Below are 12,207 nucleotides of genomic sequence, written 5' to 3' on the forward strand. Positions count from 1 at the left end.
CCTTCAGAACTTGTGGCGGATGCCCGCCATCAGGCCGAACTGGTTCTTGCCGGCCACCACGTCGGTGCCGAAGCCGTTCAGGCCGAGGTTCGAGCCGTTGCGGTTCAGCACGTAGCCGAGGTTCAGGTAGAGGTCGGTGCGCTTGGACAGGAAGTAGTCCGCATCGACCTGGAACGACCACGGATCGCGCGAGTTGCCATAGAAGTTCTGGTACATCGCGGTGCCGGAGAAGGCCAGGTCCGGCTGCGCGTACCAGGTCGAGCCGAGCCAGTAGAGGCTGCTGGCCTCGACCGGCGAGCTCGACAGCGTGCTCAGGTGCACCGCGTGCGAATCGAGGTAGCGGTAGCCCGCGTAGGTGGTGACGCTGGAGAACCTGTAGCTCGCGGCCACGCCGATGCGGCGGTCCATGTCGCCCTCGTAGCCGCCGGCCTTGGTGGTGTGGGCCGCCGTCGGGCTGGTGCTGCCGCCGTTCTTCTGGTCGTACACCAGGGTCGCGCTGAACGGGCCGTGCTTGTAGCGCAGGCCGGCCTCGATCACGCGCGCGTAGCGGGTGTCGCCGGCCGGTTGCGCGCCGTAGGTGACGCTGTCGTAGCCGAAGCTGTACTGGGCGATCGCGCTCAGGCCGCCGAAGCGCTTCTCGTAGCGCACCGTGTTGTCGAGCCGGTCGGAGAAGGCCGGATCCTGCATCTTGATCGCGTAGACGGCGTTCTTGAGCGGGTTGTATTCGCTGACCCAGTCGAGGAACAGGCCGCCCTGGCGACCCAGCGAGACGGTGCCGAGCCGCTCGTCGGCGATGCCGACGTAGGCGAGTCGGCCGAATTCGCGGCCGCCCTGCAGCGAGGCGCCGGTATCGATGTTGATGCCGCTCTCGAGCAGGAAGAAGGCGCGCGTGCCGCCGCCCAGGTCCTCGCGGCCGGTGATGCCCCAGCGCGAGCCGGACATGTTGCCCGAGCTCAGGCGCGTCACGCTGTGCGTGGTGCCTTTCGAGGAAGCGGCGTTGTCGAGATATTCGAGACCGGTATCGAGGATACCGTAGAGGGTCACCGAGGTGCCGGCGGCACTTGGCGTTTCATCCGCGCGGGCGTGGGCGGGCATGCCGGCACAGGCGGCCAGGCACGCGCCTACCGCCGCGATGCGATAGGAGTGGTTCACGAGTTTTGTCCTCTTTGGGATTCAATCGAGCCGCCACTGTAAGTGGCGGGCAAGTCAGGTTCGTGACAGGCAGGAGGGGGGGCTAGCGAGGCAGGGGGCTTTGCGCTGCAGCGGCGGCGCGATCGTGGCTGGCGAAGCTGATTTGTCGGTGCCGCGAGCACATTGGCGTGCCGAGGCAGGGGCGCGAGTAGAAGCTCGGGCGTCCGGCGGTGCGCTCAGGGCGCATCGGCCGGCTGGACCGATGCGGCGCCGGACCGCCGGGATTCGGCGCCCGGCGGTCCGGCGTGTCTCAGTTGCCCTTGTAGATGCTGAGCTTGCCCGCCTTTGCCATCGCCTTGACCTTGTCGACGATCTTGACCTTCGGCGTCGCTCGGCACGCGGCGGTGATGTCCTCGGCCACCGGGTGCCCGGTGTCGATCGTGATCTGATCGGTCTCGCGCACGCCCAGCTTGTCGACGCCGGTTGCCCAATAGACCACCGCGGGTTTGTAGACATCCTCGAGCGTCACGAAATCGGCGCACGTCATCTTGGCGGGCGCGATCGTCTTCGCCGTCGATTGCGCATACGCCACGTTCGCGGTCGCGATGCCCACGAGCGCCGCCGCTGCACACCACATGCTGAGCTTCTTCATCATTGACCTCACCAGTTTGATAAGCGAGCCATCGCCGCGCGTTGAATCGATCGTCGACGCGACGTGTGCCGTTGTCGGCGGTGTTCATTCTCGGCAGGCTTCATTAATCCAGACTTAACGGCTGCGGGAATCGTGCGCTTGCCGGGAGATGCCATTCCGATCGACCGGCCGCGGCCGCCGCGTCGCGCACCGTCCTCAAAAAATCGACCGCCCCGTATAAGTCGTCAGCCACTCCAGCGCCAGCACCCCCGCCAGCGAATTGCCGTTCGGATCCAGCCCCGGCGACCACACGCAGACCGCCATCTCCCCCGGCAGCACCGCGACGATGCCGCCGCCCACGCCGCTCTTGGCCGGCAGCCCGACGCGGTAGACGAAGTCGCCCGCCGCGTCGTAGGTGCCGCAGGTCAGCATCAGGGCCGAGAGCCGCTTGGCCGAGCTGGCGTCGACGATCTGCTCGCCGCTGATCGGCGCCACCCCGCCGTTGGCGAGGAACAGCGCGGCCTGGGCCAGCTCCACGCAGCTCATCGAGATCGCGCACTGGCGGCAGTAGGCGTCCACCACCGTGGAGGCCGGCATCCACATGTTGCCGAAGCTGGCCATGAAGTGCGCCATCGCGCGGTTGCGCTCGGCATGCTGCAGCTCGGAGCTCGCCACGCGCGAGTCGTAGTCGATCTCGTTGGAGCCGATCAGGCGGCGGATGAATTCCACCAGCGCCGTCTCGGCGCGCACGAAGCGCCGGCTCAGCACGTCGGTCACCACCAGCGCGCCGGCGTTGATGAAGGGATTGCGCGGCTTGCCGCGCTCGCTCTCGAGCTGCACCAGCGAGTTGAAGGCGGTGCCCGACGGCTCGCGGCCGACGCGCTGCCAGAGCTCGTCGCCGAGCAACTGGAAGGCCAGCGTGCAGGCGAACAGCTTGGAGATGCTCTGGATCGAGAAGCGCTCGTGCGCGTCGCCGACCGTGTAGGTCTGCCCGTCGAGCGTGACGATCGCCATGCCGAAGCGCTCGGCCGGCACCTTGGCGAGTTCGGGGATGTAGTCGGCGACGCGCCCGGCGCCGATCCAGGGCGCGATTTCGGATTGGATGCGGTCGAGTATCGATTGGTAATTCATGACGAAGGCGGCGGCGCGCGCACGGAATTCAGCGAGCCCGTATGGAAGCGCCTGCGCGCCGATTCGTCAAGCGCCGATGCGGCCCGGCGGCCTTTCGCGCGAAGCGGCGCCGGCGGCGAGCGGGGGCGTTGCCGCCAGCGGCCTGTCGCTCGCCCGTTACCGCCGGCGCGGTCACCGCCGCCGGCTTTCCGTCGCCTTACCAGCGATAGTTCGCGCCCGCGAACACCTGCCGCCCGTAGCCGAACCAGCACCAGGCCGTCGACGAGCACGAGGCGACGTAGCGGCGATTGAGCAGGTTCTGCGCGTTCACGTAGACATCCGAGCCCTTCAGGCGCGAGGACAGGCGCCCGAGATCGTAGCGCAGTGTCGCGTCCAGCAGCAGGTAGCTGGCCAGCCGGTACTGGTTGGTGTCGTTGTAGGTCTGGCCGGTGTAGCGCAGCCCGGCGCCGGCCGACAGCCCCGCCAGCGGCCCGCGCCGCTGCGTGTAGTAGGCCCAGGCCGAGGCCTGGTGCTGCGGCACGCCGGTCAGGAACCTGCCCTCCAGCCCGCTGTTGTCCTTCACGTACTTGGTATCGAGGTAGGTATAGCTGGCCGTCACGTTCAGCGAATCGGACAGGCTCGCCTTGGCCTCCAGCTCGATGCCGCGCGAGCGCGCCTCGCCCGACTGGGTCTGGTAGAGCGGGTTGGCGGTGTCGGTGGTCAGCAGGTTGTTGCGGGTGAGATCGAACAGCGCGATGGTGAACATCGCGTCGTAGTCGGTCGGCTGGAACTTCAGGCCGATCTCGTACTGCTTCGCGCGTTCCGGGTCGAAGGGCCGGCCGGCGCGACTGGTGCCGCTTTGCGGCGAGAACGATTCGGTGTAGCCGACGTAGGGCGCGATGCCGTTGTCGAACACATAGCTGAGGCCGGCGCGCTTGGTGAAGGCGCGCGCCGATTGCGAGCTGGTCGCGCCGCCCGTGGCGGTCGAGGTATTGGCCCAATCCTGGCGAGCGCCCAGCGTCAGCACGAAGTGGCCGTAGCGCATCTGGTCCTGCGCATAGACGCCGAACTGGTTGCCGCGGATCCGGGTGGGCGCGAGCGCGATCGGGTCGATCGGCTGCGCGTAGTTCGGCGCGAGCACGTCGAGCGGCGGCGCGCTGCCGTAGCCGAGCGCGTAGGAGGTCGCGAAGTGCTGGTAGTCGAAGCCGGCCAGCACCGTGTGGCGCACCGCGCCGGTCGCGAAGCGGCCTTCGAGCTGGTTGTCGAGCGCGATCGAGTTGAACTGGTCCTGCGAGGCGATCGAGTAGCGCTGCAGCGAAGAGGTGCCGGGCACGAAGCCGCTGCTGTAGACGCTCGCGTAATCCTGGCCGATATGGAAGTAGCGCGCGTTCGAGCGCACCGTCCAGTCGCGCTCGAGCTTGCGCGAGAAGCGGTAGCCGACGGCGGCCTCGGTGCGGCTGAAGCGTTCGAAGTTGGTGTCGCCGTCGTAGAAGTCGCGCGGCAGCGCCCCGTAAGGGCTGCCGATCACCGAGCCCTCCAGCGGCACCGCGCCGTAGGAACTGCCGCGCGGATCGCGCTGGTAGAGCGCGTAGAGCGTCAGCGAGGTGGCCTCGTCGGGGCGCCAGGTGAAGGAGGGCGCCAGCGCGATGCGCTCGTTGCGGGTGCTCTGGACCTGGCCGAACTCGCTGCGCGCGATGCCGGTGAAGCGGTACAGGTAGCGGCTGTCGGCGTCGAGCGGGCCCGAGAAATCGAACGAGGCCTGCCGGTGCGCGTCGGTGCCGAGCTCCACGCCGATCTCGTGCAGCGGCTGGCGCGTCGGCAGCTTGCTGCCCTGGTCGAGCACGCCGCCCGCCGCCGCCTGGCCGTAGAGCACCGACACCGGCCCCTTCAGCACGTCGATGCGCTCCAGCAGATAGGGGTCGATCTGCGGCGTGGAATACATGCTGTTGGTGATCTGCTTCAGGCCGTTCCAGTAGGTGTCGGCCTGGAAGCCGCGTACCGTCAGCAGGTCGTAGCGCGTGGCCACGGCGCCGCGCGTCTCGGGCTGCACGCCCGAGGTGTAGCGCACCGCCGCGTTGAGCGTCTGCGCGTCCTGCTGGACCATCTGGTCGTGCGTGACCACCGAGACCGATTGCGGGATCTCGAGCAGCGAGGTGGCGGTCTTCGAGCCGGCGCTGCTGGTCGCGGCCACGTAGCCGCCTTCGTCGTTGCCCGCGCGGCTGCTGACCTTGACGATCGGCAGCGCGTGGCTGGCCGCGGCCGACGCGCCGGCGGCATCGATATCGACATCGCCGCCGGCCCGCGCGCGCACCAGCCAGACCTGGCGGCCGCCGTCGACGGCCTCCAGCGAACTGCCCGCGAGCAGGGCGGCGAAGCCCTCGGCCAGCGTGTAGCGGCCGTCGATGCCGCGCGTGCGCCGGCCCTCGACCAGCCGCGCGTCCATCTGGATCGTCACGCCGGCCTGGCTGGCCAGCTCCGACAAGGCGGCGCCCAGCTCGCCGGCCGGCACATGCCAGGCGCGGCGCCCGGCCGGAGTCGGGGCATCCGGGGCGACATCCGGGGCGGCGCGTTCGGCGGCGGTGGCGCCGGCCGTGCCGGCATGCGCGCCGCGCGCGGGTTCGGCCGCGCCGCTCGTCGGCGCGAGGGTCCAGGCCAACGCGGCGGCCGCGCAAAGCGCGCGCCGCGCGACCGGGCCGCGCCGCGAGCGCGAGGCACGCGGCTGACCGGGGTGGGCGGCGGCGCCGGGCTGCGTGGCCGGGCGGCGGGAGGGCCGAGCAATCATCGAGGTACTCCTGTGTGGTTCGAATCCGGGTTACCAGTCGATGACACGGCAGCCGAGCGAAAGGGACAGGAAAACGCGACGGCCTCAGGTAAGCGCTTACCGGATTGATCGCGCGGCGCGGCCCGGCGCGAGCCGCCGTCGATGTGGAGATGGCATGGAGATTCGATGGAGCCGAGCGAAGTCGACAGCGGTTTCAGGCACTCCCGGCGGCGCGGCCGGTCGAATGCGGCCGGACACTGCCGGGCCCGGTCCCGACGCACGCTCCCGCGCCCTTCGCGCCGGTTGTTTCCGGCGGCTTGCGCACTTGCTGCACAGCGGCGTCGATTCCTGAGGAACATGCATCAATCGGGGACCGGACAGCAGTATCATGCTGATTTGCTTGAGATGTTACCGATGGTTACCTGCCGGACCGCGGCCCGACCCGCCGCCGGAACCCGGCCCGATTCACCGCCAGCAACGATCACCCCCATGCCTTACCGGATTCTTCTCGTCGAGGACGACAATCGCCTGTCCACCCTGATCACCGGCTACCTGCGCAAGCACGACTACGAAGTCGAGGCCGTGCTCGACGGCCACGCGGCCGTCCCCGCGATCCTCTCGTCGCGGCCCGATCTGGTGCTGCTGGACGTGAACCTGCCGGGCAAGGACGGCTTCGAGATCTGCCGGGAGGCGCGCAAGCATTTCGACGGCGTGATCGTGATGGTGACGGCCCGCGACGAGCCCTACGACGAGCTGCTGGGCCTCGAATTCGGCGCCGACGACTACGTGCGCAAGCCGGTCGAGCCGCGCATCCTGCTGGCACGGATCAAGGCGCAGCTGCGGCGTGCACCGGTGCGCGCGCCGGAGCCCGGCAACGGGCCCGAGAGCCACGCCTTCGGCAAGTTCTCGATCAACCGCGGCAACCGCTCGGTGCGGCTGCCGGACGGTTCCTCGCCGGACCTCACCTCGGCGGAATTCGACCTGCTGTGGGTGCTGGTGAGCCACGCGGGCGAGGTGGTCAGCCGCGACGACCTGATGCTGCAACTGCGCGGCGTCGAATTCGACGGCCTGGACCGCACCATCGACGGCCGCATCTCGAAGCTGCGCCGCAAGCTGCAGGACGACGCCAGCCATCCGCGCCGGATCAAGACGATCCGCAGCAAGGGTTACCAGTTCAGCACCCATGCCTGGGAATAAGGACGCGGCCCGGCCCCGCGGCTTCGGCGGCGCCGGGCAGTCGCGGCTGTCGGCGCTGCGCTACCTGCGCTGGCGCTGGCTGCGCTTCCGGCGCTCCTGGACCGACACGCGCGCCGATCGCATGCCGAGCTGGTCGCGCCTCTACGTGCGCGCCTACCTGCACCTGATGGGCCTGGTCCTGCTGGTGGTGGCGGTGCCGCTGCTGGCGCTGTCGGTGACGCTCTCGCCGTGGACGGTGCTGGCCGGCTTCGAGGCGCTGCCGGGCGGCGCGCTCGGCGTGGCGCTGTTCGTGATCGTGGTGCCGGCGCTGGCCACCTGGCGCTGGGCGCGGCCCACCTGGGTGGACCTGGTGATGGTGCGCGAGCGCGCCATCGACTTCAGCGGCGGGCGTTTCCACACGCGCGCGCGCGAATCGCACAGCGTGATCCTCGGCCCGCTGGCGCGCACCCTCAACGCGCTGGCGATGCGCATGGAGCGCCTGATCGAGGCGCAGCGCGACCTCACCAACGGCATCTCCCACGAGCTGCGCACGCCGCTGGCGCGCGTGCGCTTCGCGCTCGAGATCCTGCGCGACCCGATATCGGATGCCGAGCGGCTCGACGCGCTGGACAGCATCGCGCAGGACGTGACCGAGCTCGACGAGCTGATCGACATGAGCCTGACCTACGCGCGGCTCGAATACAGCTCGCTGCAGTCGAGCCTGGAACCCACCACGCTGGCCTGCTGGCTCGGTACCCAGGTGCACGAGGTGGCGCCGCTGAGCGCGGGCAAGATCATCGAGACGCGCCTGGGCACGCCGGCCGAGCTGCGCGTGAACATGGATACGCGCCTGATGTCCTACGCGATCCGCAACCTGCTGCGCAACGCGGCCAAGTACGCGCAATCGCGCATCCTGATCGGCACCACGCTGGGCGCGAGCGGCGGCGAGATCCTGATCTACGTCGAGGACGACGGCCCCGGCGTGCCCGACGGCGAGCGCGAACGGATCTTCGACGCCTTCGTGCGGCTCGATCGCCACACGGCCGGCTACGGGCTGGGCCTGGCGATCACGCGGCAGGTGCTGCAGGCCCATCACGGCAACATCGCGGTGACCGACGCGCGCGTGCTGCCCGGCGCGCGCTTCGAGATCCGCTGGCCGGGCTGAGCGGGGCGGCGCCGGCGTTCAGGATGCCGGCGCCGCTCCGTTGCGGGCTCAGTAGGTGCGGCCGAGCTGGAAGTACAGGTTGCGGCGCCCGCCCGGCGCGAGCGCCACGCCCACGTAGATCGGCCCGAACGAGGTCGTGAAGCTCGCGAAGAACGAATAGCTCTGCTTCATCGGCCCGCTGCTGATGTCGAGCCGGATCTGGTCGCCGGAAGACGTCCAGACGTTGCCGATTTCCGCGCTCGCGCCCAGGTACAGTGCCTTGATCGGCGAGGCGTTGAAGCTGGCCACCTGGTTCATGTAGGTGACCTGTCCATAGGCGATCGCGTCGCCGTTGAGCTGGTCGGCGGCATAGGCGGCCAGATGCTGGAAACCGCCGAGCGTGAAGCCCAGCAGGTTGACCGGGCTGGTGCCGCCGAAGCTCTTGCCGCCCTCGATGCTGGCGTTGATGCTGTGCCGCCCGAACTGCTGCGCGACCATCGCCTTGCCGGATACCTCCGTGTACTGGACCTGATCGCTGGCGACCAGGGAGCGTTCGACGCTGAACTTGGCGAAGTAACCGTTGCGCGGCAGCGTCGGATCGTCGAGCTGGTCGATCACGAAACGGGCGCGCACGCTGAGCTGGTGGCCGTTGTCGCTGTCGAACACCTGGCCGATCGGGCTGCCGTTGGGCGAGATGTCGGTCGGGAAGTTGTAGGTCGGCGAGGCATTGCCGTGCGCGTAGGCCAGGCCGACGCGGAAATCGCCGAGCCGTCCGACCGGCAGGCCGAGATCGAGGCCGAGGCGCTCGGTTTGCAAGCGGTATTGCGTGAGCTTGTAGTCGTCCCAATAGACGTTGGCGAAACGCCGCTCGAATTCGGCGTAGGGCGCGAGATAGAGGCCATGGCTGCTCGACAGCGGCTGGCGCAGCTCGGTGCGCAGCGCCTGCAGGTCGCTGCCGAGCGTGGAGTCGGCGCGGAATTCCAGGCCCGAATCGGTCAGCCAGGGGCGCCGGTAGCCGATATGGAAGCGGAAGCCGCCCTCGTCGGTGGAACTGCTCGACATGCCCAGCCCGAACAGCAGGAAGTTCGGGCCCCAGGTCTTGCCGCGCGCGTCCACCACCAGCTTGTTGCTATCGCCGTCGGTCACCACCTGCTGCGTGACCGTGTCGAAATTGCCGGTGGTGGTCAGCGCCAGCAGGTCGCGGCTGACGGCCTGCGGATCGTAGATGTCGCCCGGCTTCACGTGCAGCGCATCGGCCACCACCCGCTTCGGCACCGGCCCGTGAGCGCGGATCTCCACCTCGGCGAGCCGGATCGGCTCGGCGGGCGGGCGCATGTGCGCGGCGCGGTAGGCCGCGTAGGCCTCGGGCGACAGCGCGTAGCGCTCCAGCCGCGGCAGCGCGGCCTCGGCCGCCGCCTCGCCGGCGGCGATCGCCTGGCTGGCGTTCTGGAAATCGGTGAAGCTCAGCGAGCCCAGCGAGGGCTCGAGCAGCACGTCGCGCGGGCCGAGTTCGCTGCGTTCGCGCGAGACGTTCTGGCGGATCAGGATGCCGAGCATCTGCTGGAACACGTCGGCCGGCGAGGCCAGCGCGTCGAGCGGACGCAGTTGCGAGCCGATGTCGACCGCGATCACCACGTCGGCGCCCATCCTGCGCGCGGTGCTGACCGGCAGGTTGCTGACCAGGCCGCCGTCGACCAGGGTCACGCCGGCGATCTCGGTCGGCGAGAACAGGCCCGGCATGGCCATGCTGGCGCGGATCGCGAGCGGCAGCGAGCCGTGGTCTAGCACTTCCATGCGGCCGTTGCGCAGGTTGGTGGCGATCGCGCGGAACGGGATCGGCAGGCGGTCGAAGGGCTGGTTGACCGGCACCGCCGCGGTCCAGTCGGCCAGCAGGGCCTGCAGGCGGTTGCCCTGCACCAGCCCGGCGGGGGCCTTGAAGCCGTTCTTGCCGAAGCCGACCGTCAGGCCGCTGATGTAGCGCTCCTCGTCCTCGCGCTGCTTCTGCGGCAGGTCCGCGCGGTTGACCACGTCGAAGGCGATGTCGGCCAGGTTCACCCTGGCCAGGCGCTCGGCCATCTCGTCGGCGTCCATCCCGCTCGCGTACAGGCCGCCCACCACGGCGCCCATGCTGGTCGCGGCGATGCAGTCGATCGGGATGCGATGCTTGGCCAGTACCTTCAGCACGCCCAGGTGCGCGTAGCCGCGCGCGCCGCCGCCCGACAACACCAGGCCGATCGCGGGACGGCCCGCTTGGCCGCCTTCGGCGCGGCAGTCTTGCGTGACCGGTTGATTGGCGCTCGCCGGTGTGGTTGCGATGGCAGGGGCGGTGTCCTGGGCGATGGGCATGCCCGCGCTGGCCTGGGCATTGGCGCCGGAACGGTCGCCGGCATCGGCGGCCAGGGCGCCCGCGCGCATCGCGGCGAGCGCGTCGGCCCAGGCCGGGGACGGCGTGGCGGCATCGGGGGCTTGCACGGGCACGGCGGTGGGTGAGCCGTTGAGCGCCGGGGCGGCGGCCCGGCTCGCCTGGGCCGCGGCGAGCGAGGGCAGCAGGGCCGCCGCGAGCAGGGCCGCGAGGCAGGCGAGCCGGGCCGGCAGCCCGCGCCACGGCTGCGCGCCGCCTTGGCGGGATGCGGAATCGAAGACGAAATCGAATACGGGATCGACAGCGACGGAGCACGCGGCATGGGCACCGGCAGCGCCGGAGCGCGCCTCGTGGATGGCGGCGCTGGGTGCGCGCGCGGCGGCGGAGGCCCCGGACGAGGCGGGGCGTGCGGCGTTGAACATTCTTTTGATATCGGGTTGGCCTGGCCTGGCGCGACGGTAAACGCGCCGGCGAGACGAGAGGGTACAGACTTTGCGAAGGGCGTCAATTCATTCCGGAATCCAACGGACTGCCAATCTTCCCGTCAGATTGTCAATTCGGCATCGGAATTCGGCATCGGAATATTCTCCATTGACCTGGAATTACCTAGAGTAGAAACTTCCTGTCGCCGACGCGTCGCGTTTCGATGCGAACGCCGGCGGCCATCGGAAGCAGTACCGGCACGGGGAAAATGCCGGTTTGGCCGCGCAGCGCGTTTCCTCGGTCCGTCAGTCCGTAAAGGCACATCCATGTCGACACCCATCCTGGGCAGGCTTTTCGCCAATAACGTCGCGGTCGATCCGGGCACCGCGAGCACGCTCATCTACACGCAGGAGCGCGGCGTGGTGCTCAACCAGCCGTCGGTGGTCTGTTTCCGCAAGGCCGACGCCCATGTCGACAAGGCGCGGGTGGAGGCGGTCGGCGAGCAGGCCAAGGCGTTGATCGGCCGCGTGCCCGAGCACCTGGAAGCGGTCCGGCCGCTGCGCCACGGCGTGATCGCCCATTACCCGGCGGCCGAGCAGATGATCCGCCAGTTCGTCGGCATGTCGCATGCGCGCTCGCTGTTCGGCCGGCGCATCGAATTCACCGTCTGCGTGCCCTCCAGCGCCACCGCCGTGGAGCGGCGCGCGCTGCGCGAGGCCGCGGCGGCGGCCGGCGCCTCGCGCGTGAACCTGATCGACCAGTCGCTGGCGGCCGCGCTCGGCGCCGGGCTGCCGGTCACCGAGGCGGTCGGCTCGATGGTGGTCGACATCGGCGGCGGCACCACCGAGGTGGGCGTGGTGTCGCTCGGCGGCACCGTCTACCAGCACGCGATCCGGGTCGGCGGCGACCAGTTCGACGCGGCCATCATCAACCACGTGCGCGGCCTCTACAACGTCCTGCTCGGCGAGCAGACCGCCGAGCACGTCAAGAAATACATCGGCTCGGCCAGCGGCTCGGTGCCGCGCGAATCGATGCGCGCGGTCGGGCGCGGCGTCGAGGACGGCCTGCCGCGCACCATCGAGCTGTCCAACCACGATATCGCCGAGGCGCTGGCCGCGCCGCTCGACCAGGTGGTCAACGCGGTCAAGCGCGTGCTCGAGAAGGCGCCGCCCGAGCTGGTTACCGATATCGCCCATCGCGGCATCGTGCTGACCGGCGGCGGCGCGTTGCTTGCCCACCTGGACCGGCGCCTGTACGCCGAGACCGGGCTCGCGGTGCGGGTCGCCGACGAGCCGCTGAGCTGCGCGGTGCGCGGCGCCGGCGAGGCGATGGGCCGGCTGGCGATGGAAACCGATCACTGACACGCCGGCAGGCGACACTGCGAAGCAGGGCCATTCTGGCCTATGCTGTGGCGAAACGGGGTGCGAGCAGCGGAGCGAACCGCCGCCCGCGCCCGTTTCCCCAGTTCC

General features: G+C 69.8%; 8 protein-coding genes. 3 read left to right on the plus strand and 5 right to left on the minus strand.

From position 1 onward, the window contains the following. Positions 1-3: 3 nt before the first annotated feature. The 4 genes from FB600_RS17265 to FB600_RS17280 form a co-directional block, all read right to left on the minus strand. Positions 4-1,152 carry a porin gene (locus tag FB600_RS17265; protein ID WP_096751636.1) on the minus strand — a complete coding sequence of 383 codons (1,149 nt, stop codon included), beginning with the start codon at positions 1,150-1,152 and terminating at the stop codon, positions 4-6. Positions 1,153-1,441: 289 nt separating this feature from the next. Beyond that, a complete protein-coding gene (locus FB600_RS17270; RefSeq protein ID WP_017921192.1) occupies positions 1,442-1,786 on the minus strand; it encodes an HdeA protein in 345 nt (114 codons plus the stop codon). A 192-nt stretch (positions 1,787-1,978) separates the two neighbouring features. Beyond that, entirely contained in the window at positions 1,979-2,893 is a 915-nt protein-coding gene (locus FB600_RS17275; RefSeq protein ID WP_017921191.1) for a glutaminase, read from the minus strand. Between the two features lie 196 nt (positions 2,894-3,089). Next, positions 3,090-5,654, minus strand: coding sequence for a TonB-dependent siderophore receptor (locus FB600_RS17280; RefSeq protein ID WP_145757136.1), 2,565 nt, complete (start codon positions 5,652-5,654; stop codon positions 3,090-3,092). Positions 5,655-6,122: 468 nt separating this feature from the next. Here FB600_RS17280 and FB600_RS17285 point away from each other — a divergent pair, with 468 nt between their 5' ends. Next, positions 6,123-6,830, plus strand: a complete 708-nt coding sequence (locus FB600_RS17285; protein ID WP_096751633.1) for a response regulator — start codon at positions 6,123-6,125, stop codon at positions 6,828-6,830. Continuing rightward, positions 6,817-7,974: an ATP-binding protein gene (locus tag FB600_RS17290; protein ID WP_046580642.1), complete on the plus strand. Its 1,158-nt coding sequence runs from the start codon at positions 6,817-6,819 to the stop codon at positions 7,972-7,974. Before FB600_RS17285 ends, FB600_RS17290 begins: the two co-directional genes overlap by 14 nt. A gap of 48 nt (positions 7,975-8,022) precedes the next feature. Here the strand turns inward: FB600_RS17290 and FB600_RS17295 are convergent, their stop codons facing one another. Beyond that, a complete protein-coding gene (locus FB600_RS17295) occupies positions 8,023-10,737 on the minus strand; it encodes a patatin-like phospholipase family protein (protein WP_145757137.1) in 2,715 nt (904 codons plus the stop codon). A gap of 327 nt (positions 10,738-11,064) precedes the next feature. Between FB600_RS17295 and FB600_RS17300 the strand changes: the two genes are divergently transcribed. Then, positions 11,065-12,099 carry a rod shape-determining protein gene (locus FB600_RS17300; RefSeq protein ID WP_145757138.1) on the plus strand — a complete coding sequence of 345 codons (1,035 nt, stop codon included), beginning with the start codon at positions 11,065-11,067 and terminating at the stop codon, positions 12,097-12,099. Positions 12,100-12,207: the final 108 nt, after the last annotated feature.

This window comes from Burkholderia sp. SJZ089, assembly GCF_007828315.1.
GTDB lineage: Bacteria > Pseudomonadota > Gammaproteobacteria > Burkholderiales > Burkholderiaceae > Burkholderia > Burkholderia gladioli.